We start from the raw sequence: 26,782 nt of genomic DNA on the forward strand, positions 1-26,782 counted from the left end.
TTTTAGTATTTTTTTTGTTTTCATTAATAATTATATATTTTTATAGAAATAAGTGTCAATATGGTCATCTTTAAGTATTATTTATTGTTTAAATTCTTAGTATATTTACCCTTTGTTAGCAAAAAATATATACAAATAATTAATTGGAGGTATTAACATGAATAGGTACATTATTATACGATCAGATACTAAATCTATATCACCTCCTATGTCAAAACAAGAAGCTATAAAAAAACTTAGACAATATGGCAAGGACGGAATTTCTAGCTATATAGTTTCTAATTATAGAAATTTAGAATTTGATTTACTTAATAAAACAAACCTATAAAATTTTATTAACTATTTTTTGTACAACAAAAAGGAGTGTTATACACTCCTCTTTGATAATTTATATCCTGGATTATAGTATTTTGACTTTTTCCCTTTTTGCTCTCTCGTTTCTATTAAATCATTGATTTTACTTATATATTTATCGTCATCAGAAAGCCTTATAAGACTTGATAGATAATATCCATCAGTACTTTTAGGTATTTTTTTGTTTATTACTAAATCTACTGCTGTTTTTGCGGCCTCAAAGTGCTTCAGATGAGTATGACCTTCTTGAAAACTTTTTTTAGTGTTGTAGACCACATAGCCTTCCTTCACTTGAAATATTATAAATTCTTTTTTTTCATAGATTTTATTATACATATACTAATCAATCCTTCTCAAGATAGTCTTACTATATATATATTAAACAACTCTCCAAATGTTTTATATTTTTTTTAATTTTTTATAAATTTTATAAATATATTGTAGTTAGAAAATGAATATATTCATTATATATCAAATATATTCATTTATTTTGTGTAAAACTTTACTCTATATAATAAAATAAAGCTTCTTTATTAAAAAAGGTTTATTTGTTTTCTATTAGTTCAGAAACTGTAACAAACTTATATCCATTTTCCATCATTTTAGGAATCAATCTATCTAGAGCTTCTACTGTATTATTTGTAGCATAATCATGAAGTAATATTATATCTCCATTTTTAGCATTATTTATAATTGTATCTGCAATTTTATTAGCTCCAGGATTTTGCCAATCTCTCGCATCTACAGTAGTCCATAATATTATTTTGTAATTATACTTTTTAGCTATATCCTCTAATGTTTCTCTTTTATAACTACCATAAGGAGGTCTAAATAAAGTTGGTTTTTTACCTGTTAACTTTATTAAAATATCTTCACATTTTACTATTTCTTCTTCTAATTGAGCTCTACTTAAATTACTTATATCTGGATGGTTAAATGTATGATTACCTATTTCATGGCCTTCTTTACTTGCTCTAATTAATGGTTTTGAATACCAATTCGCATGTTTTCCTGCTATAAAAAAAGTTGCTTTAACATCATATTTTTTTAATACGTCTAATACTTGATCTGTTTCTTTTGGATGTGGTCCGTCATCAAAAGTTAAAGCTATTATTTTTTTGTCTCTAGATCCATTTTTTACAAATACCTCTTCTTCATCTGCATATGAAAATTGGTATCCACCTAATGCTATTATAATTCCTAATGCTATAAATGCTAATTTAAACTTATTGTGTCTCATAATTTCTGTCTTCCTTTCAGCATTTTTTATTATTTATAGAAGTTTTGAGTATAGTATATTTTATAATGTCCACCAAACGCCACTCCAACTCCTATATTATTATAATCTCCTAAAATATTTTTTCTATGTCCTTCCGAATTCATCCAAGCCTCATGTGCATATATTGCACTTGTTTGTCCTGCTGCTATATTTTCACCTGCTGCTACATATGATATACCTTCTTTTTTCATTCGGTCAAAAGGAGATTCTTCTCTTTTATTTTTATGATCAAAAAAGTTGCTACATGCCATATCAGTACTATGTTTTACTGAGCTATTGGTTGCACTTTCACTATATTTTAAGCCATTTAAATTTTTTTTATATCTAACACTGTTAGTTAAATCTATGATTTGAAGTTCAAAACTCTTTTTAATCTCTTCACTTTCCTTAGGATAAATCCCTTCTAAACTCATTTCTGTATTTTCATCTATTACTTGATATGAACAAACTCTATTATTTTCATATACATCATAAAAAAAAGTAATATATTTGTTATCAAATTTAACTATATCATATTGATTTTCTGAGTTTATCATATATCTAGTATTTCCTTTTCTTTTAAATTCTAATGATTCAAATTCACTGTTAACTGCATCTTTATTATCATTTATTTTTATATTCTTAATCTCAGATGTATTTAATGAATTACTATATAATGCTACTACTGAATCATTTTTTATTCCTACCATAGCAAAATTTTCTTTATATTGATTGTAAACATACCAAAAAAAATCATATTCGCTTTTATCAATCCTGCCAGGTTCTCCTATCAATTCTAAAACATTTTTTTTCGAGTCACCTATTTTTATACTTTCAAAGTTTTTTATATTTTTTTCTACTTGTTCTTTTGAATTAAATATCTCAATATTTTTAGATTCTTCTTTGTTATAAGTTTTGCTATTTAACCCAATATTATAAAATAAAACAGCTATAAAAATAAATCCTATAAGTACTATTTTTCTCAAGTTATCACTCTCCATTAAACTTTTACTATTTAAAATAGTTTACACTTATAAGATATTCATACTTGTATTATTTAATAATTTAAAATTAATATATTTTTTTAGTAATATATTACTTTATCAAGACAAAATAACCCTATCTTTAAAGATAGAGTTATATTATAAATGAAAAAATTTCATCTAATGTTCTATTAAATATCGATGGTTTGTCAAATTTCCAAGTACCTTCATATACTAATTCATTATTTAGATAAAAAGTACCTTTACCATGTCTTTTTCCATGTAAAAATTCACCTTCATACCACTTACCATCTTCCCATATGTATTTACCTTCCCCATTAGCTAAATTATTTTTCCATTGCCCTTTGTATATTAGATTTCCATTACAGTCAAAGCATTCTCCATATCCATCCATCTTATTATTTTTAAATTCACCAACATAGATACTACCATCATGCCATTTATATATCCCTTTTCTGTTTCTTTTTCCACCTAACCAATTGCCTATATACTCATTCCCACTAGCATATATCATCTGTCCAACTCCAGACATAGTATCTTCTTTAAATTCTCCTATGTATTCATTGTCATTACTAAACTTGCATATACCACTTCCATCTTTCATATTATCTTTAAATTCCCCTATATACTCTATTCCCTCTAAAAATGTGTATATACCTTTTCCATTCATCTTATTATCTATAATTTTTCCTATATATACATCTCCATTTGAAAAATTATAAATTTTATTTCCGCCCTTTTTTACCTTAGATGTCTCATCGATTGTATAATTTTCTTCCTCTAATTCTAATATTTCTTCTTGAGTTGCTCTCTCTTTTCTCTTTATAGTTATCTTTTGTATAGTTCTTATTAATTTAACTTCTTTTTTTATATCATTTATGGCTCTTAAATATTCATTATATAAGCTCATATATTCTTTAGATAAATTCATATTGCATTTCTCCTATCAATGTTTGTCGAGTATATTCTAAATTTATTATATCTTAATTCTATTGTTTTTTTCTATATTTATATAAAATTTTAGCATTGTAAATAGAAAATTGTAACAAAAAAAAGATATACTTCGATAGTATATCTTTTTTTGTTACATTGTCCCGATTTCGCTTAAATATCTTCCGCTACCCGATTAGGTCTATTTATATTTTTTTACAAGTATCCCAATACGCCTTCGTATAATGGGGTCCGATGGTTTTTATTTTTACTCTAGAGTTAGAGAGGAGCATTTAGCTCCTCTTTAACTATTATATTTAAATAAAATTTTTTTATACTGATTTTTTAAAATATTATAAAAATTTCTCTTTGAATCCTCTACCCTTTACTTCTGATACATCATTTACAGAAATAAAAGACTTTTTATCGTATTTCAATGCTATTTCTTTTATTTTAGGTATCTCATTTGATGATACTATACAATAAATAAGTTTTTTTCTATCATGAGTATAAGCACCTTCAGCATCTAAAAATGTAACTCCTCTATGAAGTATATTCATTATATCTCTTGCTATGCAGTCACTTTCCTTAGATATAACCATAACAGATTTTTGATAGTTCATTGCATCTTTTACAAAGTTCATTGCAGATGCACTTATAAACATTCCTATTAATGTATATAGTGCTAAATCTAAACCAAATAATATTCCACCTATCGATACTATCATTATATTAATTCCAAAAGTTGTATCTTTCATGGGAATATTTTTTTTGAACTTTAATATAGCTGCAATTATGTCTGTTCCACCTTGAGATGACTTAGTTCTAAAAACAAGCCCCGTTCCTATTCCTGATAAAATCCCTCCATATATACTTTGAAGCAGTATGTCTTTAGTAGGTATAAAATGGCCAATATCTTGCGTTAGACCTAATAATGTAGAAAATAATAACATATTAATTAAACTAGTCACACAAAAATCTTTTTCTAAATAGATAAATCCAAGTACAAATATAGGTACGTTAATTAAAAATGTTAAAAAACCTATATTTATATCTGTTAAATAATTTATTGCTGCTGATGCACCAGGCACACCTCCACTTAATAAATGTGCTGGTCTTAAAAAACCGTTAATCCCTATACATGCTATTGTCATACCTGCAATTATAACAGCATACCTTAATAAAATATTGTCTTCTAGGGCGGTGTTAACTTTACTCATTTTTTTCTCCCTTCAAATTTTTCTACACTTAATTTGTGTAGCTATTATTATTTATTTTTAATCTACAATATATTATATTATCTTTTTTTAATATGTCTAGTTACTTTTTTTTCATATACTATATATATTTATCCATATATTCATTTTTTTGGATAATTATTTTTTATTACTATCAACTAAAGAAAATTTATAATATATTCTTGCAATATTTTTTATTTTAAATTCCAAAAATAAAAGTAGTATTATTAAAATTCTAATAAGACTACTTTTATTTTCGGAATATTTAGATTGAAGTATATTATAAAAATGCAATAATTAATTCATTTTTTTCATAATATGAATATTTTCATTTATTACATTCAATTTTTTTATTTAATTTTTTATTTATTTTTTTGTATTCATTATACTAAATTCAGTATAATAGGTATTAATACGACTGTTAATATTCCAGATATTCCTATCGACAATCCACTCATAGCGCCTTCAACTTCACCCATTTCTAGTGCTTTAGTCGTTCCTAATGCATGAGCTGAGGTTCCTAATGCTATACCTTTAGCAACTGGATGATTAATTTTACCTATTTTAAATACTAATGGTGCAATTATAGCTCCTAGTATTCCTGTAAAAATTATAGCAACAACGGTTACCGCTTCTACTCCATTTATAGTATTTGTTAGAGAAATTCCCATTGGTGTTGTTATCGATTTTGGTATCAAAGAATTTATTATACTTATATTTGCATTAGTTAGCATTCCTATAAGTTTTATAGATAAAAATGAAGAAAATACCCCACAGCCAATTCCTATAACTATTTCTAGTAGGTGTTTTTTAAATAAATCGAACTGTTTATAAAGTGGAACTGCTAATACTACTGTTACTGGTCCTAAAAAGAAATTAATACTATCTGCTCCTGTTTTAAAGTTTTCATACGGTATTTTAGTTATATTTAAAAATAATATTATTCCAATTATCGCTATTAACAAAGGATTCATCAAAGGACTCTTTGTTTTTTTCTGTAAAAATATACCCAAATTAAAAAATAATATGGTTATTATAATCCCAAAGACTTGTGTTTCTAAAATATTATACATTTTAATTCTCCTTTATTTTTTTTTGAATCATTTTTTCTACTACTGTTCCAGTTATATACATTACGATAGCTGTACTTATTACAATACTAACTATAAGTACAAATATATTATCAATTATTAGGTTTAAAGAGTTTATTAACGATACACCCGCTGGTATAAAAAATATAGCCATATTATCTAAAAAGAAATCACTAATTTCATTTATACTTTCCAATTTAATAACCTTAAATTGCAAAAGTATAAACAGTAATACCATACCTATTATGCTACCTGGTATGACCACTATATTTTGTATGAAGGAACTAATATACTCCCCTATAGCCCATACACCTAATATTAAAGCTAGTTGATTAAATATTTTCATGTTGCCCTCCTAAATTGTAAAATATTTATTTTTTTAAAACTAAAAAAATAAAAGGGAGAACTTCTCCCTTCATTATATTACTACTTCCTTGGTTATTTTTCAAATTTAATTTATAGTATTAATTTTCCATCTTTATCAATATAGTTATTATTATTTCCTTGTATAACTTGAGCATATCCATCTTCAAAGTCTGAGATAGAATCAAAAACTGGTATTATTTCTATTTTTCCATTTTTATTTAGAAACCCCCACATACCGCCTTTCGGATTGCTAATGCCTCTAGTAAGTGAGTTTGATCCAATATTAAATCTAGCTAAATTTTCTTTAAAATTACATGCATAATCGAAAATTGGATCAATAACTATTTCCCCCTGTTGATTTATATATCCCCATTTATCATTTATACAAACTGCAGCTAGGCCCTCTGAAAACTGCTTAGCTCTATCAAATATAAAATCTATCTTTAAATTTCCATCCTTATCGATATATCCCCACTTATCATCTATTCTAACGGCAGCCATTCCCTCACAATAGTCTGTTGCAATATCATATTGTGGAGTGACAATTAAATCTCCTATTTTGTTTATATAACCATATTTATTCTTCAGCTCAACTAGTGCTCTATCTTCAAAAAACTGATTTACATATGTGTATGTAGGTTCTATAACTAATTCCCCTAATTTATCAATAAATCCCCATCTTTTATTTATTTTAACTCCTGCTAATCCCTCTTTAAAATTTGCTGCGGAATCAAATTTAGTCGGTATAGCCTCAATTAAATTAGTATCTATATACCCATAATGATCATTTACTTTTATTCTGGCTAATCCATCATTAAATTCTGATGCACTATCTAGATGAATAAACATCTGTACATTTGCGCAAATATCTATATAACCAAAAACCCATCTAATAGAATTTCTTATTTTTTTTATATAGGTAACTACACAGTACCCATCCCTAAACCTTTCTGAAACATATTTAAATTTAGGTTTTACAACTATATTTTTATTTTTATCTATAAATCCATACTTTCCATCCCTAAGTACTGGAAGAAATAAGTCTTTCTTTATCATACTTAGCCCCCCTACTAAATAATAAACTCATAATATCATTATTATATTTTATTATCTTATTATTCATACTATGCTTATTGTTTTAGTAGTGTTATTTTATAATTTTAAAATTAATTTATTAAAATTTTAGCATCACAAAAAGCTATTGTTATATTCTAACAATAGCTTTTTTATACTTTTTATCTTTCTTTAAGGATTTCTTCAACCTTAGAATTATTATACATACTATCTGGAACTTCACTTCTTAAACCATAGAATGTTTTTTGAGCCTGTTTTAATTCCCCAGTATTATAATACAACATACCTAGCTGATAAAATGCATCATCATAGTACTGATCTTTTGATGTATACGTATTTATATACTTATTATAGTATTTTATAGCATCTTCATTATTGCCTGTCTTTTGATTTAAAAGTGCTACCTCATATATAGATTCAGATATATATTTTTGGGTCTTACCAGAATTTATTACATACTTAAATCTTTCTATTGCACCTTTATAATCTTCTTCTTTTTTCATTTTTATAGCTTCATTGTATAGTGTTTCTTCATCAGATACTAAAAATTCTACTTTTGTCTCTTTTTCTTTTTCCTCATTTTTAACTTTATCTAATTCTTGCTCTTTTTCCTTTAACTTTTCATCTTTTTTATCTAATTGCTTTCCTACTGCATCAAGAGTCTCTTCCTTTTGACTTAATTTTGAATTTAAATTTTCTATTTGATTTTTATTATAAATATAATAAGAACCTACACCTAAAAGTAATACAACAATTAAAATATAAGGCATTTTATGTTTATGTTTTGCTTTGTTTATATCTTCTGTCTTTTCATCTTTTTCTTGTATTTCGCTTTCAATCGTTTTAATTTCTTCTTCAAATAATAGATTATCTTTATCCACTTCTCTCAGATGTTTTAAATAACTTTCTTTTCTTTTAATATCTCCTATTTTGTCATATAAAAGTGAAAGTAGTACATATGGTTCTATTAACTCCGGATCTTCGTCTATAATATTTTCTAATATATGTATACACTCGTCATTTAACTCTTCATTTATAAATCTAATTGAATGATTATATCTAGCTAAAAACACCTTAAATTCATCAGAAGAAAGCATATCTACATACTTTCTTGACATCTCATTATTTCCATAACACATAGCTGTATAAAAACTTTCAAATGCTTTCGAAAAATCACATTTCAATAGCGTTAGCAATCCTTTTAGATTTAATATATCTACATCTTTAGGATTTATCTCTAGGGCTGTTTCTATATGTTCACAAGCACTAGTTATATAGTTTTTATATGCTAAATCTAATGAATTATTATATCTTTTATATGATTCTATTTTAAGTTCTTTTGAAGTGTCATCAGAACTACTATTTAACGTATTTTGTAAATTTAATATTGTTTCCTCTTTATAGTTTGTTGTAACATAACTTTGTTTTAACGCTTTTAATGTTTCATTACTTTCTTCTTCATCTATATTAAAAAATGTTAAATCACTTTTATTTTCTTCTATTAAAGAGATATCTAAAACCTTTCTAGGCATTTTATGTATATCTTGTTTTATGTTTTTACCTAAAATGATAATCGCCTCCTATTTTTATTATATATCTAAGATAACATATTTACTATTTTTAGTCAAAAGTATACATTATTTACTATTTTTACTTATTATATAATACTTTTTTTAAATTAAAAATACTGTTTCAAAATTTATATAATATATTTGAAACAGTACTTTTTTTAATAGTTAATATTTAATATTTAATATCAAATTTTTTTATTTTTCTGTATAAGGTTGCAATACCAATATCTAATGCATCCGCTACTTTTTTCATTCCTTCAGTATTACTTCCATATTTTTTTATAGCTTGCTCTATAGCTAATTTTTCTAATTCCTCTATAGTTTTTATTTCCTCTTTGTATAGCTCATTTAATTTAAAAGATATTAAGTCGGACATACTATTAATAAAGTCAATCAACTCTTTATCTTTTGATAAAATTTTATTTTTTTGATCTTCATCAAATGCTGCTATTCCTAAAACTCCAACAACATTATTCTCAAATTTAACGGGAGTACATATATCAGCTAATTCTTTGCATTTTAGTCTATTACAACAATTTAAGCAACTTTCTTCATTTTCTTTATTTATAACATAGGGATTTCCTTCTGACAAAACTGTACAATAAACAGTTTTATCAGATATACTCTCCCCAACCTTTTCTCTAAAAATTCCCGTTCCAGCAATCCTTACTAAATCTTTACTAACTAATGTTACATCTACCTCTAATATACTTGATATATTTTCACATATTCCTTGAATATAATTTGTTATATCATTTAAATTCAAATTAGCCCCTCCTAACTTTACTCATAAAATTTATTGAGCTATTGCACTATTTTCTACTGGCTGATTTTCCTGTGGTGGAACAGAAGGCTCTGTTGGCGGTGTTGATGGATTTTCCGGCTGTGTTGGTGGAACAACTTCTGGAGTCTCTGGCTGTGTTGGCGGTACTTCTGGTTGTGTTGGCGGTGTAACCTCTGGCTTTGGCTTTTCAGCTTCCATAGTTCCAACAGCTATTACACCTTGCTTTTTCGGATAATAAGATGTCGCCACCTTTTCCTTTTTTATTACCTTCCCACTTTTATCTGTATATATTCTATATGTAGAAACTGTATATCCATTTCTACCCGACTCTAATTCCTTTTCTTTCCCTTTTTCTAAAGTGGCATCATCAACTTTTTTAATAGGTGCTACTGAAACACCATCTATATTAGTTGAAATGTCTATATTTTGCTTATCCTTAGAACTACCATATATTTGACACATTATAATATTTCCAGATACATAATTTTTTATATATACAGGATATTTTAAGTTATTTTTGAAAACAAAATCTATTCCTCCATCAGTTACAGTAGCATCTCTACCTTTTGGAACATATGTTGACGGTATTGAATGATTTTTTATATCTACTAATTCTAATCCAGAATATAATACAGAGTTGTATAATGTAGAAGATACTTGACACACTCCTCCTCCTACACCTTCTTGTACTACACCTTGAACTATTACAGGTGCATTTTTATATCCATTCGCTAAAGTTCTCATTCCTGTATGTTCATTATAAGAGAATGTATCTCCAGGCATAAGCAAAACATCACTAGTCCTACTAGTAGCTATTTTTATATTTGTACTTCTACCAGAAACAGAAGAATCAAATTTAGTTGAGTATGATCCTAATAATGTATCAACATCTTGTAATTGTTCTTTTTTGATAGAAGGTTCTACTTTAGTTACAACTAATTCCTCTGAATTTTTACCTTTTTCTAATGTTCTTATTATATTTTTTCTACTTTCTTTTAAATTTACACTTAAACCACTTTCTCCATCATTTACTCTAACCTGAGAATTATCTATACCAATTGATGCATTTTTTACGTCTACATTTATATCTTTTGCAATATTTTTAATTTCTTTTTCTAATTTTTTTTCATCATATTTCATATCAATTTTAATCTGATTTTTTGATCCTAAATTCGCTTTTGCAGTATTTTCTATATTTTTAAAAAATGTTGATTTTTTATTTAAATCATATGCTTTTTTTACAGTATTTTCTATATCATAATCAAAATCAAAACTTTCACCTTTTATTGACCATTTTTTATCAGTGTATGTTACATCTACATTCTTTGTGGTATATTTTTGTTTTAATTTTTCAATAGCTTTCTTTTGAGTTAATGAACCAATGTTAATATCATTAATATAAGTGTTCTTTAATATCTTATCGCTTTTTATTTGCATATTCATAGTTATTACAAATATTATTAATAGAGCTGATACAATACCAAAACCTATAACTATCTTTTTCTGTGTATCATTCATATTTTGTATCTCCTTAACTTTAGTTTCTTCATATACTATTATAACTTAGATATAAATTCTTTTTTTCCTTTTATTTGATAGAAAGTTTTAGTAAAGTGTATTATTCTTCATCCTTCAACATAAAAACATCATTATCATAAATTATAACATTATTTAAACTTTATTATTAATAATTTTAAAGCGTGTTATAAACACGCTTTAAAATTCTTCTATCTTTTCAGTAGAAATGATATATATTTGTTCAGTATACATATTTATCATATAAATATCCTTAGGTTTAAAGAAACCTTTATTTACTAATTCATAATAGTATAAATTGTCATTTGAATTTACTATTTGATCGAATTTTTGCGTATCTTCTATATATCTATTAGCTTTGTCTTTATCTATCTGAGTTATTTCTTTATATTTTTCTCCTTTTTCTTGAAGTTTATTTTCTAAAATAAATTGAGCTTTTTCTGAACTAATAGTAAATTGAATTTTACCATCTGAATTAGCTCTAAAATATCCATCTGAATAATTATTTTCATAAGATTTATCGTTATCTCTATAAGAATATATTTCTTTTGTTTTTGCATTTATTAAAACTTCATTAACTAAAACTTCGTATTCAAAAACTTCTACATAATAATATTTACTTCCATCTATCATTTGATAAAATGAATTTATTGATAAGTTATCTTTTTTCTTTCCACTTTTTTTAGATATTAAATTAATAATATCATCAGAAGATAATGTATATAAAGATAGTTTCTTACTATATTCTTTTTCTAAACTTAATATATTTTCATCATCTTCATAGTAGCTTTTTATATATTGCACATATTTTAATGCTTGTTCGTAATTTCCATTAGAATCACATTCATCTATTTTTTGTCTATAATAATCATACATAGTCTCTATACATTGCTTTTTTTGTTTTTGCGCTAATTCATAATATTTATCATCTTTTTCTAAAACTTTATCGTAACCTTGTATAGCCTCATAGTACATATGATTATCTTGATTTTTTTTCGCTTCTTCATACACTTGTCTTGATTGATATAGTTCTTTAATGCTGTTTTTATATACATCTAACTCATTTACTATTCCATTTAACATAGAAATTGTATTCATATATGATAATGCAATATCATAAGTTATATTTTCATCTTTATACATTTCACTTACACGCTTTGATTGATCTATAATTCGCTCTAAATCAATCTGAATATTTTCTAGTGTATTTATAGTATTTATGAGACCAATATACTGCTCTTTTGGCATTTCCCCTTTTATATAATTGTCTCCACTTTCTAATAATAGTTTATTTATTTTTTTTGTAATTGACTTGTTAAACCTTTGCATTTTAGATTCCGAAAACTTTTTTTTACAATCAGAATAATAATCAACAGCTACTGTGTATTGACGACTTTCTATATTTTTCAATAATATATTAGATTCTTTTTCAACACTTAATTCGTCACTACTTACTACAAATATAATACCTAATAAAATTAATCCTAATACACATAATGAGCCTATAACAATTTTTTTCCTATGTAAATCTATACAATCTATACATTTATCAAAAGTTTTTTTAAAACCCATGTTTTTTACCTTCCTTAAATTTTAGTAATTTATTCCTGATATAATATTGTATATTATACCATATATATATATTATTAACCACATGTTACTATAATAGTACATTGTACATATTATTTATCTAATGAGGAAGATTATACTTATATCATCCTTACTATTTGATTCACTTAGCTTTGTTAAATACAAATTATATTCCTTTAACAGTTTTAATCTAGAAAATATATTACTATTATATTTATTTATTGTTTTAATTAAGCTTTTATAAAGATTTATTTCATTTTCAAAACTGTTTCCATATCCATCTGTAAATAAAATAATATTATCTATTGCACTATCATTTATATCTTCTACATGAAATAATATATTTTTAAATGCATCTTCTCTGCCTAGAGAGTCAACTATATTATTGTTTTTGGTTGGCACTACTTTTAAAAAATTTTTATCATTATTAACGATTATTTCTCCATCTCCTATTTTCAAATATAATATATATCTTTTAGTCATAGCCACCGTAACTAAAGTTGTAGAGTACTTTAAATATTCTATTTTATATGCTTTAGGGTGTGTTTTATAATAATCCTCTTTTACTTCAAACATCCATTTATCATATATTTTTTTTTGAATAATTTCATTGTTTAACATCATTAACAAATCATCTTTATTTTTATCTACCTCATTTTCAATTACATCAATAGAAATATCACAGGCTAATTTAGATCCTATATGGCTATACTCAAAAAAATCGCTGCTATGTCCATCTGCTACACTACAAATTATATAATCTTTAGATGACTTATACTTTAAGCTATCCTGAGAATTTTTATTTTTTATAACATTTTTGTATCCAATTGCACTTCCTTTTAATACTTTATAGTCCATATTCGCACCTCTTTATATTGGAATTTATCTATACTTATGTTCTATTATTAAATTAAGAGTTTTATAACAAAAAAAGCACAGCTTAAGCTGTACTTTTTGATATATTTTGATTATGAAATTTTTCTTCTACTTCTAACAACTTCTTTTTGTCTATTTCTAGTAACCTTAGTTGTACTAACAGACTTCGTATTTTGAATTTTTCTTTTACTGTAAAATATCTTTTTATAATTAAATAGAACTAATCCTAAAGTCAGCCCCACTGTAACTCCAACAAATACCATAAAATAAATATCTAAACCTATAAATATCCCCATTACTGCGTTTATTACTATCAGTGTAAATATCAATAAACAGCTCATAAAGCTCGACATAATTAACATTCTTAAGACATTATTTAATCTTCTAAATATCTTTTTCAACTTTATCACCCCATATAATAGCAAATCTTTACATTTAATCTTATATTTAACTATAACAAATATATCAAAAAATAGCAATTAATATTAATATTTTTTGATATATTTTGAAGCAAAATGTTATTCCTTTATACGTCACAATAATTTAGTTTATTTAATACAATAAAAATAGGTTATACTTTATTTTAAATTAAGGGGTGATATATATGCCATGTCTGCCAAGTTTAGGATCAAAAGCTCCTGATTTTAAGGCTCACACAACATTTGGACCTATTCAATTATCGGATTATACGGGTAAATGGGTTGTATTATTTTCTCATCCTGGTGATTTCACACCAGTTTGTACAACTGAATTTTTGTGTTTTGCAAAATACTATCCTGAATTTCAAAAAAGAAATACAGATTTAATTGGACTTAGTATTGATAGCAACAGTTCTCACTTAGCGTGGGTTTATAATATTTTTACTTTAACAGGTGTTGAAATTCCATTTCCAATAATAGAAGATCGAGACATGAAAATTTCTAATTTATACGGTATGATTTCCGAACCTATGAGTAATACATCTACTATAAGATCTGTCTTTATAATAGATGACAAACAAATACTTAGGGCTATACTTTATTATCCATTGACAACAGGAAGAAATATTCCTGAAATTTTAAGAATTATAGAAGCTTTACAAACTACAGATAAAGATAATGTAGTTACTCCTGCTAATTGGTTTCCAGGAATGCCAGTTATATTACCATATCCAACAACATATAAAGAATTGAAAAAAAGAATAAAAAGTTGTGATAAAAATTGTACATGTATGGACTGGTACTTATGCTTTGTTCCTGATAAGAATGCAGAATTACCAGATAATAACTTCCCTAACTATATACCTTGTGTTCCTAAAAAAACAAAAACAACAAAAAAATCTTCTAGACCTCAAATAACTGATTTGAAAAATCAACCAGTTGATGTAACTTATTGTCCTGATGTAACTCCAATTGTAATGGAATATGTTCTAGGAAATCCGAAAAATGTTGATGCAAATTTACTAGATGCTGTTATCTATGCTTTTGTTGAAATAAATCCAGATGGTACATTACGTGTACCAACTCCTAAGTATTTGAACCAATTAGTTAACTTAAGAAAAGAAAATCCAGATTTACAAGTTATAGCTGCAATAGGCGGTTGGGGAGCTGATGGTTTTTCCGATGCTGCTTTAACACCAGCATCTAGATATAATTTTGCTAGACAGGTAAATAGTCTTATCAACCAATATAAGCTAGATGGAATTGATATAGATTGGGAGTATCCTGGAAATAAAGCTGCTGGCATAAAAGCTAGACCTGAAGATAAAGAAAACTTTACTTTATTACTTACAGCTATAAGAGATGTAATTGGTGATAATAAATGGTTGAGTGTAGCTTCTGTAGGAGATAATTCTATTTTAAATAGAGGTATTGAAGTTAATAAGATAGCACCAATAATAAATTATTTCAATCTTATGAGCTATGATTTTACAGCAGGTGAGACTGGAGAAATGGGTCAAAGACATCAGTCAAATCTTTACGACTCTGACCTTTCATTGCCTGGATATAGTGTAGATAAATGGGTGAAAAATTTAGAAAATGCAGGAATGCCTAAGTCTAAAATTTTATTAGGACTTCCATTTTACGGTAGATTAGGCGCTAAAATCACACGATCTTTTGATGATTTAAGAGAAAATTATATAAATAAAAATGGTTTTATATATAACTTTGATAATCAAGCTCAAGTTCCTTATTTAACTAAGGATGGATTATTCGCTATGGCTTATGATAATGAACTATCAATATATTTAAAAGGCCAATATGTTTTAAAAAATTGCTTAGGAGGATTGTTTGCATGGACATCGACTTATGATCAGGCCAATATCTTAGCTAAAGCTATGTATGATAGTATAAACAATCCAGTTTTATTTAAGGAAGAATTAGAAAAAATGTTTGGACCATTTTAATATTTAATAAAATAACTAATAGTAGAAGTTATATAACTTCTACTATTAGTTTATTTAAATACCTAAGGCTTTTTTTGCTAGTTTATCAGCTTCTTCATTATATTTATCACCACTATGAGCTTTAACCTTTATAAATTCAACTTTTAAATTCTCTTTTATAGTATCATAGAATTTTTTATAACTTTGAGTTCCTTCTTTATTAGCTTTCCATGCACCACTACACCATTTTTCGATGCCTTCATAATCAAAGTACAGTTTTAATCTTTTTATATCATTATATATACAGTATTCCATAGCTATTTTTGCCGCTTCAATTTCACCAGCAACATTTCTCATTTCAACAAGAGATTTAATATCTCCTTTTTTACTATAAGTCTTTACAACTATATCATCCTTAATTAAAACTACACCAGAGCCATAAGCTCTTAAACAATGCTCATAACTTCCATCTACATAAGCTTCCAAGAATTCACCATCTTCTTGTTTATCATTTAATATAATATTTCCCATATATATATTAGCTTCTTCTAAAGACACAAAACTTTTATACTCAGCTCCTGAAAATCCATTTACTTGCTCTTTACATTCATCCCAAGTATTATATATACCATTTTTTTTACCTTTTCTAACTGCATAGTATTTTTTCTTTGCCAAATTCTCACTTCCTCATATTTTTACATTTTTTATAACCCTTATTTTATCCTAAAAGCATTGATTTTAACAAGTTTTATTTATATTGGAATTATCTAAATTTTTTATATTTTCTTTGTTGTATATTATTTCCTACTTTATTATTTTAAGTTTTCATGATATAATTTTTAAAACAAATAAAATAATCGGATATAACCTAATGGTAGAGGTCGCATTGTTAATTAGTAGTTTTGTGGAGATAAGCACGTAGAAGCAAGATAAAAGGTAACTGTGCCGAAATGTATAAGTAATGCTTTAATCTTATATGTTGGGGTCATGTAAAATATATATGACACTGTCACATGAATATGTGGAGTACTATCTTTAGATTAAGTTTTTATTCAATTTTTTGATTGAATTCTTAAGTCTAGGATAACTTCATCCTAGGCTTTTTTTAATCTCAAAATTTCTCCTTTATGTTATATTCGTCATAAATTATTGGAGGATTTATTATGACATCAAGAAGTAAAAAGCAAGCAACATTATTTGACGCAATTTTATGTGTAGGTTTTTTAGTAACCGTTTTAGTTACATGTTTGGTATTTTTAAAAAAATATGAAATTTCTGCTCATGTTCCATTAGTAGCTGGAGCTATCTTTGCAGCAACTATAGCTGTATTTAAACTAGGATTTACTTGGAAAGAATTAGAAGATGGAATTTTATCAACTATAAATACTACTATGCAAGCTATTTTAATCCTTTTAGTTGTAGGTATGCTAATTGGAACTTGGATACTGGGAGGTGTTGTTCCTGCTATGATATATTGGGGACTTAATATACTATCACCTTCTATATTTTTAGTCGCAACAACATTAATATGTGCTATAGTTTCAATTTCTACTGGTTCTTCATGGACTACAGCAGGAACAATAGGTATAGCCCTTTTAGGTATAGGAAGTGCATTAGGTATACCAAATACTATAATAGCAGGTGCTATTATATCAGGTGCATATTTTGGAGACAAAATGTCACCTTTATCAGATACAACTAATCTAGCTCCAGCTATGGCAGGAACTACATTATTTGAACATATTAATCATATGTTATATACAACAATTCCAGCGCTTTTAATATCACTTATACTTTACGGAATAATCGGTTTTAAATATGCAGGTAGTCAAATTGATACTACTCAAATAGCTCAGATTCAAAATGCTTTAATAAGTAATTATAATACATTATCACCATTATTACTTTTAGTACCAGTTGCAGTTATAGTAATGGTTATATTCAAAGTTCCAGCTATACCTGGCCTTATTGCAGGTGTTTTATTAGGAGCTATAGTTTCTGTAGTTTTCCAAGGTGCATCTATAGCTGATGTATTTGTAGTAGCTAAGGGTGGTTATGTATCATCAACTGGTATGGATTTCGTTGATCAACTTCTTACTCGAGGTGGATTAGATAGTATGCTTGGAACTGTTTCGTTAATGCTTTGTGCTTTAACTGTAGGTGGTATATTAGAGAAAACTGGTATGCTAGAGGCATTAGCTAGAGCTATATTAAAAGTTGCTAGAGGAACTTTCGGATTAATTGCTGCAACAATATTTACTTGTATAGGAACTAACTTAGCAGTTGCTGATCAATATCTAGCAATAGTTATACCAGGAAGTATGTATAAAGATGCATTTATAAAACAAGGGCTTAATCCTAAAAATTTATCTAGAGCATTGGAAGATAGTGCTACAATAACTTCACCACTTATTCCTTGGAATACATGTGGAGCTTATATGTCAGCCACTTTAGGAGTTGGATCATTTGCATTTTTACCATTTGCATTTTTCAATCTAATTTGTCCTTTAATTTCTTTATTCTATGGTGCAACAGGTATAACAATAGCAAAACTTTCTGATGATGAAAAAGAATCTTTACTTGAACAAAAAACAGCTTAAAAAAAATGGTTATCTAATTTAGATAGCCATTTTTTATTTAATATTTTAATTATTGCCTTATTATTACAAATACTATATATACAATATAAAGTATCGCCAAAATAGATCCTTCAAGTTTATTAATACTTTTCTTTGTTGCTGACAATGCATATGCTAATATAGTTACAATTATCATTATAATCATATCTATAAATACAATAGGATGAACAGACACGTTACTTATTGTAGATGATAAGCCTAAAACGAATAAAATATTAAATAGATTAGATCCCACTACATTTCCTATAGCTATATCACTTTCACCTTTTCTAGCTGCTATTATACTAGTAACAAACTCTGGTAATGATGTCCCAACCGCAACTATTGTAAGTCCAACTAGATTTTCACTCATTCCCCAGGCAATAGCTATATTACTAGCACTATTTACTACTAATTGCCCTCCTATTAATATCCCTATTATACCTAAAACACTCATTAAAATACTTTTTCCCATCGATATATTTTGCTTAGCCTGCTCTACATTCATGTCTTCTTTTGATGTTAATGCCATTTCTATTAAGTAATACATAAATATTCCAAATAGTGCTAATAGCATTAGACCATCTGCTCTAGTTAATAAGTTTTCATTGTATCCTTGAAATTTAGTATCATAAGACAATATCAGTAAAACTACAGAAGCTAAAATTGCAAAAGGAAACTCTTTTATTATAGTACTTTTCTGAACTTTTATAGGATTTATAAATGCTGCAATACCAACAACTGCTAATATATTAAATATATTAGATCCAACTACATTGGCTATGGCCATATCGTTATTACCTTTTAATGCTGCTGTAACGCTAACTGCTGCTTCAGGAGCACTAGTTCCAAAAGCTACTATAGTTAATCCTATTATCAACGTAGGTACATTAAATATTTTAGCTATAGATGATGATCCTACTACAAAAGTATCCGCACCTTTTATCAGCAATAAAAAACCTACTATAAGTAATATATAACTCATAAAAACATCCTTTCTGTATATCCTTATTTAATTAAATATATTATATATATTTTGTAAAATATTCTATCTTATTCAAAATATATATAATGTAGGGTATGAATAATTTTTAATAACATTTTTAATACTAATAAAAACATTACATATGAAAGGAGTACTTTTATGAAAAAATCAATTTTACTTGCATTTACATTAATATCTATATTGTCTGTAGGATGTTCAATGAATAATAAACAATCTGAAACTAATACTGCAGATAAATCAATAGAGCAACCTTCTAACAATATGGATAAGTTAATTAATTCTAAATTCAAAGATGTTGAGAAATCATTCGGATCACCTTATTCATCTACATTTTATATTAATACCGAGGATTTAAAAGGGAAAAATATAGAAAGTTTAACTATGGATGATCTTCGTGATAGTGTTACTATATTATCAACATACAAAAACAATAAAAAGTCTGATGACTATATACATGTTTATTATGAAAATGGTGTTGTAAAAGACGCCTTAACTGGAGAATATAACTTAAAAAACTCTGAAAAATTTAACAAAGATAAATTTAACAATGCTGAGTATAAAGTAGATTTTTATAAAGGAAAAGGCATAATATGTGAAACAGATTTTTCTTTAAATTATGCTAAAGATAATTTAATAGGGAAAACTATAAAAGATTTTGAAAATGCTTACTATGTTAAATCTGCTAATTTTATAGCTTCTACAACAAATGGTACAGATAAGTTATATTTTTATCCTCTAGTGCCTCATGAGGTTTATCCTTCTAAAGAACATAAACATCCAAAGTACGCTTCTAATAATGATGTTAAATTAGACACAGTAAATCCTGTAAATAATAATATTAGTACTACAAATAAAACTGATAACAAAAATATTAATGAAGATTACAACTCTGCAGTAATTGTTTATACTAAAGACGATAAAATACAATCTATAGAAATAGTTGATAATAATTTTATACTTGAGCTTATGGATAAAACTTTTACTAAATAATTTAATAATAAAAAGGTGATTTTCATTAACGAAAATCACCTTTTTATTACATCGGATAATGCATAAATGCATCAGGTCCTAATGGTAAACCTAAAACCATCCATATACCTAATAATATTATCCAGCCTATTAAGAAGAATACTGTATAAGGTATCATTGTTGATATTATCGTACCTATACCAGCCTTTTTATCATGTCTTTGAGCAAATACTACTATCATTGCAAAATAGCTCATTAGAGGAGATATTATATTTGTAGTTGAATCTCCTATTCTATACGCAACCTGAGTTAGTTCAGGTGATATTCCTAATTTCATAAACATCGGTAAAAATACCGGAGCCATTATAGCCCACTTAGCTGAAGCTGATCCCATAAATAAATTTATGAACCCTGTGAATAGTACAAATGCAATCATAAGTGTTATAGTATTTAATCCTATAGATTGTAATAAATTAGCACCTTCTATTGCTAAAATCGTGCCTAAATTTGTATATGAGAAATAACTTATAAACTGAGCTGCTACAAAAGATAACGCTATATATCCTCCCATTGAACTCATTGCACTTCCAAGCTGAGCACAAACATCTTTTTCATTTTTAAATATTCCTGCAACTTTTCCATAAACAACTGCTGGTACAAAGAAGCAAATTGCCATTAAAGGTACAAATCCATTCATTAATGGAGAATGATCTATTATGCTCTTAGTTTCTACATTTCTAAGTATTCCATTTTCAGGTATTACGCATATTGCAATCAATAATATTAATCCTATTAATGTAGCATTAGCCATTTTTAAAGCTTTCTTTTCTTTGTCAGTTAAGTTTCTTAAGTTATCATCTTCTTTAGACATCTTAGCATTATTGTCATAAGCACCTAATCTTGGCTCAACTATTTTATCTGTTATAAACCATCCTAAAAACATTATAAGGAATGTAGATGCCATCATAAAGAATATATTAGCTGTTGGTTGAACTGTATAAGTTGGATCTATCATTCTAGCAGCTTCTGTTGATATTCCTCCTAACATCGGGTCTATTGTCCCCATTATTAAATTCGCACTAAATCCACCTGAAACCCCTGCAAATCCTGCTGCTAATCCTGCAAGTGGATGTCTTCCAAAAGACATGAATATAAGGGCTCCTAGTGGAACTAATACAACATACCCTGCATCACTAGCTATATTTGACATAACTCCTAAAAATACTACCATAGGTGTAACCAGCTTAGCAGGAGTTATAGCAACCGTTTTTTTAAGCAATGCAGATATATATCCACTACCTTCTGCTACTCCTATACCCAGCATTCCAACTAAAACCATACCCAATGGAGCAAAGTTTACAAAGTTAGATACAGCATTTTCTAACATATAAACTATACCCTCTCTAGATAATAAGCTTACAGCTTTTATCGTTTGAACTTCTAATTCATTTGTCGCTCTATTTATTAGTTCTCCTGTTGATTGCAATCCCATAGCCTGAGCTGCAGCAGATATTATCATAATTCCTATACAAAATAATCCAAATAGTGTTACTGGATGAGGTAATTTATTACCTATTGTTTCTATACCATCTAGGCATTTAGCAAATAAGTTCTTACTTTTTTGTTTTTCTTTATAGTTCTTCCTTTGTTCCATTTTGCTCCCCCTTTGATTTAATAGTTATGTAAATTTTTTTTAACATATTTTAATTATATATGTATATAAATATATGTCAATATAAATTAATTAAATTTTCTATAAATTAAAAAAAATAAATAATTTAATATAAAACATTCATTTTCGTTTTTTATATTTTTTTTATAATCATTTTATATTATAAAGTTTCATGCGTTTAACAAATAAAAAACTTAGCTTTATCTGTAATTAAAGCTAAGTTTATAAATTTTATATTTAAGTATGAAATTTAATTTTTTATATTTTGAAATTCAACCTTTATTTTATTCAATTATCATTCAATCTATCTTTTGGAATAAGATATGCTTTATTAAAATATTTTAATTTTAAATTATTATTATCCAAATTACTTGCATATGCATCCAAACATCGATTTTTCATTTGAGAGTTTATAAAATCTATAGCATGTTGATTATTATTTTTATTTAATTTAAATAAATTAATAATATCATTTAATGCATCATTTATTACATTTTGTCTACAAACTTGAAAATGATTATATATATATCTATTAATGTCACTTTTTTTAATAATATTAATTTTTGATTCATGAAGATCTTTTTCTAATTTTTTCAATGTATGCATATTATTGCCTGTATTAAATATTATAAAACATCCATAATCATATTTACTTCTTAATAGCCTACCCATAGCCTGTTTTATCTTTATTGTCATTTGAGGATAATTGATATTATGATAAGGTAATTTATATTTTTTCATTATAGTTGAATATAAAGGATCTTTAGGATTTAAATTTGGGATTTTATCAATAGTAACACATGTTAGCCCATCACCCGGTATATCTACTCCTTCAAAACATCCCTTTGACCCTAACACTACACAATTCCGATTCATATCTTTTAGATTTTTTATGTCTTTTTTATTCATATAAATTTCAACATTATTGTTGTTCAACTTGTATTTAAGATTATCATAGGTCTTTTCTAACCTATCTTTGCTGTTAAATAATGATAATGTATGTCCTTTAGTAACTTTACAAATACCACCTAATACATCACTTATTTCACTAGGAAAGTTTATATTATTGTAAAGACTTAAATCGCTAACACCTATTGTTAAAACTCGATTTCTATAGTTATACAAGGGATTTATAATTTTTTCAATATTATTTACTCTGTTTATTCCTAATGTATTTTTAAAATAATCCATATTTTTTTCAACCGTTAATGTTGCAGATAAAAATACAGCACTATCAACTTGACTTAGTATGTTTTCTTCAAATAGTTGAGCTAATTTTAATGGCACTACTCTTATTTCAAAATTTGTAAATTCCTTTGAAACTTCCACAATTCTAGCATAATCATCATCTTCGCTATATTCCATAAATATCTCAAAAGTATTTTTTATATCTTCTAATTCTTTAACTTTAGCTTTTCCAAAAATATATACATCAGACTCTTTATCTATACTATCATCATCTAAATTTTTATCAATTATTAGAATAATAGCTACTAAATTCCTTATTATAGTCTCGCAACTTATTTTAATTTTTTTACTATAATCACTGTATGTTATCTGAACAATTTGATCATCCATTCTATTTTTTCCAGCTACTTCATTCTCTTGCAAGTTAAGTTCCCAATTTAAATTATAACTACTTATATTATTATATTCCGAGTTCAATCCAAAGCTTAATATAGAATTTATCTCATCTACTATAAGGTTAATGTTTCTACTTATTTTATCTTTTATATTTCTATCAAAATGTACATGATGATAAAATTTATCAAATGGTTTTATTTTCCTATTTTTATTGTTATTAACATATATGAATTTACTATTAGCCATATTTTCATATGGATAAATTTCTCTTAAAAAATACATAAGTGATTTGTATTCAACTGTGCTTGAAAAGAAATCATATCCTTTTTCTACTAGATTATGTCCCTCATCTACTATGATATTTTCTAGTGGTTTTTCTTCTTTATATGGCCATTTTGCTAATAATGAATGATTAATAACTGTTATATCTTCTTCTTTTAGCTCTTCTATTCTTTTTTTATATAAACATTCTTTGTAACATTTTTTAGGCCTACATAAATTAGGATCACAACTAACATGTTTTAAATGATTGTTAATATAAGGAAAATTAGTAGTTATCCAAGTATTTATTTCCTCTATATCGCCGTGTATTCCATCTTTAATTAATTGTTCTAGTATTAATATAGATATGATTTCATCATATTCTGGATTTGAGCTTGCATAATCATTTTTATAATGTTCTAACTTTTCTACACAAATATAATTATTCTTTCCCTTTATGTATCCATATTTTATCTTATTGTTTAGCCCTAATGAATTTAAAACATTTGGTATATCTTTATTTATTAGCTGTATTTGTAATTCCTTTGTATCAGTTGATATTATGATTCTCTTTTTATTTATTCTAGCTTCTATCATTGCAGGTACTAAGTAACCAACACTTTTTCCTATCCCTGTAGGGGCCTCTATGCAAGCAACTTTAGCACTTCCTGAATTTCCTTTAATTGTTTCTCTTATAGTTTTAGTTAATTCATACTGACCCTGTCTATACTCATATATAAATCCTTCTTTACTAGCCCATATACCCTGTTCTTTCAATAATTCTTCATAACATCTATTATGCTCAAATATTTTACTTATTATTTTTTGTTCTTTTCTATTGTTGGTAGTTTCACAATTTTTATCTTTACTTAAAATCACATCATATTTAAAATTTTCAAATTCATAATTAAAATTGTCTATAAATTTGCTCCAATTCCAAGCTTTCATTCCAAATTTATGTAAATATGAATTCACTCTAAATGTTAGTGGTTCTAATGTTGTTTCTTCTTCTTTTTTTAACCTAAGAATCAATGAATTTACTAATTTTGCAATATCCCATGAACCATATAAAGCTCTATTATTTTTACTATTTATGTCCGTAGTTATTTGTTTTTTCAAATAGTCTATACTAAACTCATTATGATATGGCTCTAACATTGCCGCTAGTTCTACAGAGTTAAGAATCTCATTATCTATAGATTTTAAATAGTGTTTTATAAATTTTTTTTGATTTTTATTATCATGAATAATTATAGGATAATCTTTTATAAATTCTTTTAACTGTACCTCTACCGTTTGTATATCAGGAGCAACTTTTAAATCTTCAAATATACAGCCTTGGCTCAAAGAATACATTTCTATAGGAATTTCATATTTATTTTTTATAAAACTATTAAATGTACTTATGTGTCCATTTGATAGTTTTATAGCACCTATTTCTATAATCTCATTTATCTTATAGTTATTTCCAGTAGTTTCTATATCTAAATACACTACATCATTTAAACTCCGTTTAAATGTTTTATGTATTAAATTTATTAAAGTTTTCATATTTTTACCCTTTCTACGAGTATGTATTATCCATTTATATTCATTTTATACCTACACTATTATATGATAATTTTACCCTAAAAGTAAAAACTTAATTAAATTGTATAAATAAATTTATATAGTATATTTTAATCTTATTTATAGAAAATATAGGTATGTTAGTATTATTTATTTTAACTTATACAAATTATTTGAGGTGATGTTATGAATAGCAAAAATTCAAAAACTTATTTAATTATAGGATTTTTTGTTCTTGCAGTTGGTATTTTAGTTGGAACTAATTTTCATATGATTAATAAGTCAAAAACGCAAATATTAAACGACGATTTAAGTACACAGGAATATAGCTGGTACTTCAACCCTAGAAATGATGGAAAGCAACCAGATCCTATAAAAGAAGCTAGCTTTTTTAAAAAGTATAATTCATATTATGTAGGAGATCCAAATGAAAAAGTAATATACTTATCATTTGATGCTGGTTATGAAAATGGTACTACAGAAAGTATTCTTAATACGCTAAAAAAACATAATGCAAAAGCACAATTTTTCGTTGTCGAAAGCTATATAAGAAATAATCCAGATTTAATAAAGAGAATGGAAAAAGAAGGTCATCTTGTATGCAATCATTCTAAAAATCATCCTTCTATGGCTCAAATAACTGACTTTGAAAAATTCAAATCTGAAATAGTAAGTGTCGAAGAAGCTTATAAAGAGGTCACAGGTAAAGAAATGCCTAAATATTTTAGACCTCCTATGGGCAAATTTAGTGAAAAATCTCTAAAATATACTCAAGATTTAGGATATAGTTCGGTTTTTTGGAGCTTTGCATATGTAGATTGGTATAATGATAAACAGCCTACCCATGAATATGCTAAAGAAAAAATATACTCAAGAACTCATCCAGGTGCAATAGTTTTACTTCATCCAAACTCAAAAACAAACACAGAAATTCTAGATGAAGTATTAACTCACTGGGAACAAGAAGGGTACAAATTAAAAACACTAGATTATTTAGTTAAAAAAGATAATACTACAAAAAAATAAAAAATAAGGGATATTTTAATATCCCTTATTTTTTTTCATC

23 protein-coding genes and 1 riboswitch are annotated in these 26,782 nt (G+C 26.3%); of the genes, 5 read left to right on the top strand and 18 right to left on the bottom strand.

Annotated elements, in window-relative coordinates; all coding sequences use genetic code 11:
- The first annotated feature begins 157 nt into the window (after positions 1–157).
- Positions 158–328, top strand: coding sequence for a hypothetical protein (locus tag NWE74_RS06790; RefSeq protein WP_258242466.1), 171 nt, complete (start codon positions 158–160; stop codon positions 326–328).
- Positions 329–366: 38 nt separating this feature from the next.
- Here the strand turns inward: NWE74_RS06790 and NWE74_RS06795 are convergent, their stop codons facing one another.
- From NWE74_RS06795 to NWE74_RS06860, 14 genes are all read right to left on the bottom strand, one after another.
- Entirely contained in the window at positions 367–690 is a 324-nt protein-coding gene (locus NWE74_RS06795; RefSeq protein WP_258242467.1) for a hypothetical protein, read from the bottom strand.
- A 208-nt stretch (positions 691–898) separates the two neighbouring features.
- Positions 899–1,594, bottom strand: a complete 696-nt coding sequence (locus NWE74_RS06800) for a polysaccharide deacetylase family protein (protein WP_258242468.1) — start codon at positions 1,592–1,594, stop codon at positions 899–901.
- A 29-nt stretch (positions 1,595–1,623) separates the two neighbouring features.
- Positions 1,624–2,598 carry a CAP domain-containing protein gene (locus NWE74_RS06805; protein WP_258242469.1) on the bottom strand — a complete coding sequence of 325 codons (975 nt, stop codon included), beginning with the start codon at positions 2,596–2,598 and terminating at the stop codon, positions 1,624–1,626.
- A gap of 151 nt (positions 2,599–2,749) precedes the next feature.
- Complete coding sequence (locus NWE74_RS06810; RefSeq protein ID WP_258242470.1) at positions 2,750–3,547, bottom strand: MORN repeat-containing protein; 798 nt, start codon at positions 3,545–3,547, stop codon at positions 2,750–2,752.
- A 352-nt stretch (positions 3,548–3,899) separates the two neighbouring features.
- On the bottom strand, positions 3,900–4,766 hold the full coding sequence (locus tag NWE74_RS06815) for a YitT family protein (protein ID WP_258242471.1): 867 nt from the start codon (positions 4,764–4,766) through the stop codon (positions 3,900–3,902).
- Between the two features lie 401 nt (positions 4,767–5,167).
- Entirely contained in the window at positions 5,168–5,857 is a 690-nt protein-coding gene (locus NWE74_RS06820) for an LrgB family protein (RefSeq protein WP_258242472.1), read from the bottom strand.
- A gap of 1 nt (position 5,858) precedes the next feature.
- Entirely contained in the window at positions 5,859–6,221 is a 363-nt protein-coding gene (locus tag NWE74_RS06825; protein ID WP_258242473.1) for a CidA/LrgA family protein, read from the bottom strand.
- A gap of 110 nt (positions 6,222–6,331) precedes the next feature.
- Positions 6,332–7,297 carry a WG repeat-containing protein gene (locus NWE74_RS06830; RefSeq protein WP_258242474.1) on the bottom strand — a complete coding sequence of 322 codons (966 nt, stop codon included), beginning with the start codon at positions 7,295–7,297 and terminating at the stop codon, positions 6,332–6,334.
- Positions 7,298–7,476: 179 nt separating this feature from the next.
- Positions 7,477–8,847: a tetratricopeptide repeat protein gene (locus tag NWE74_RS06835; RefSeq protein ID WP_258242475.1), complete on the bottom strand. Its 1,371-nt coding sequence runs from the start codon at positions 8,845–8,847 to the stop codon at positions 7,477–7,479.
- Between the two features lie 211 nt (positions 8,848–9,058).
- Positions 9,059–9,652, bottom strand: coding sequence for a GAF domain-containing protein (locus NWE74_RS06840; protein ID WP_258242476.1), 594 nt, complete (start codon positions 9,650–9,652; stop codon positions 9,059–9,061).
- A gap of 30 nt (positions 9,653–9,682) precedes the next feature.
- Entirely contained in the window at positions 9,683–11,188 is a 1,506-nt protein-coding gene (locus tag NWE74_RS06845; RefSeq protein ID WP_258242477.1) for a VanW family protein, read from the bottom strand.
- A gap of 198 nt (positions 11,189–11,386) precedes the next feature.
- Positions 11,387–12,778, bottom strand: coding sequence for a UbiD family decarboxylase (locus NWE74_RS06850; protein ID WP_258242478.1), 1,392 nt, complete (start codon positions 12,776–12,778; stop codon positions 11,387–11,389).
- A gap of 114 nt (positions 12,779–12,892) precedes the next feature.
- Positions 12,893–13,654 (bottom strand): protein phosphatase 2C domain-containing protein, encoded by a 762-nt coding sequence (locus tag NWE74_RS06855; RefSeq protein ID WP_258242479.1) that lies wholly within the window; start codon positions 13,652–13,654, stop codon positions 12,893–12,895.
- A 110-nt stretch (positions 13,655–13,764) separates the two neighbouring features.
- Positions 13,765–14,073, bottom strand: coding sequence for a hypothetical protein (locus NWE74_RS06860; protein ID WP_258242480.1), 309 nt, complete (start codon positions 14,071–14,073; stop codon positions 13,765–13,767).
- Between the two features lie 203 nt (positions 14,074–14,276).
- On the opposite strand from NWE74_RS06860, the gene NWE74_RS19205 reads away from it, so the two are divergent.
- Positions 14,277–16,058 (top strand): peroxiredoxin, encoded by a 1,782-nt coding sequence (locus NWE74_RS19205; protein ID WP_258242481.1) that lies wholly within the window; start codon positions 14,277–14,279, stop codon positions 16,056–16,058.
- 54 nt (positions 16,059–16,112) lie between these two features.
- Here NWE74_RS19205 and NWE74_RS06870 read toward each other — a convergent pair whose 3' ends face one another.
- Complete coding sequence (locus NWE74_RS06870; RefSeq protein WP_258242482.1) at positions 16,113–16,712, bottom strand: ribonuclease H family protein; 600 nt, start codon at positions 16,710–16,712, stop codon at positions 16,113–16,115.
- Between the two features lie 192 nt (positions 16,713–16,904).
- Positions 16,905–17,077, top strand: a riboswitch (Lysine riboswitch).
- A 123-nt stretch (positions 17,078–17,200) separates the two neighbouring features.
- On the opposite strand from NWE74_RS06870, the gene nhaC reads away from it, so the two are divergent.
- The gene (nhaC, locus tag NWE74_RS06875; protein WP_258242483.1) at positions 17,201–18,637 is read left to right on the top strand and encodes a Na+/H+ antiporter NhaC; all 1,437 of its coding nucleotides are present in this window, start codon (positions 17,201–17,203) and stop codon (positions 18,635–18,637) included.
- Between the two features lie 49 nt (positions 18,638–18,686).
- Here the strand turns inward: nhaC and NWE74_RS06880 are convergent, their stop codons facing one another.
- Complete coding sequence (locus NWE74_RS06880) at positions 18,687–19,640, bottom strand: calcium/sodium antiporter (RefSeq protein ID WP_258242484.1); 954 nt, start codon at positions 19,638–19,640, stop codon at positions 18,687–18,689.
- Between the two features lie 159 nt (positions 19,641–19,799).
- Between NWE74_RS06880 and NWE74_RS06885 the strand changes: the two genes are divergently transcribed.
- Entirely contained in the window at positions 19,800–20,651 is an 852-nt protein-coding gene (locus tag NWE74_RS06885; protein WP_258242485.1) for a hypothetical protein, read from the top strand.
- A gap of 46 nt (positions 20,652–20,697) precedes the next feature.
- On the opposite strand, the gene NWE74_RS06890 is transcribed toward NWE74_RS06885, so the two are convergent.
- Together NWE74_RS06890 and NWE74_RS06895 are read right to left on the bottom strand one after the other, a co-directional pair.
- Positions 20,698–22,284: an AbgT family transporter gene (locus tag NWE74_RS06890; RefSeq protein WP_258242486.1), complete on the bottom strand. Its 1,587-nt coding sequence runs from the start codon at positions 22,282–22,284 to the stop codon at positions 20,698–20,700.
- Positions 22,285–22,590: 306 nt separating this feature from the next.
- Complete coding sequence (locus tag NWE74_RS06895) at positions 22,591–25,698, bottom strand: helicase C-terminal domain-containing protein (protein WP_258242487.1); 3,108 nt, start codon at positions 25,696–25,698, stop codon at positions 22,591–22,593.
- A gap of 204 nt (positions 25,699–25,902) precedes the next feature.
- Between NWE74_RS06895 and pdaA the strand changes: the two genes are divergently transcribed.
- On the top strand, positions 25,903–26,742 hold the full coding sequence (gene pdaA / locus NWE74_RS06900; protein ID WP_258242488.1) for a delta-lactam-biosynthetic de-N-acetylase: 840 nt from the start codon (positions 25,903–25,905) through the stop codon (positions 26,740–26,742).
- Positions 26,743–26,782: the final 40 nt, after the last annotated feature.

This window comes from Romboutsia lituseburensis, assembly GCF_024723825.1.
Classification (GTDB): Bacteria; Bacillota; Clostridia; order Peptostreptococcales; family Peptostreptococcaceae; genus Romboutsia_F; species Romboutsia_F lituseburensis_A.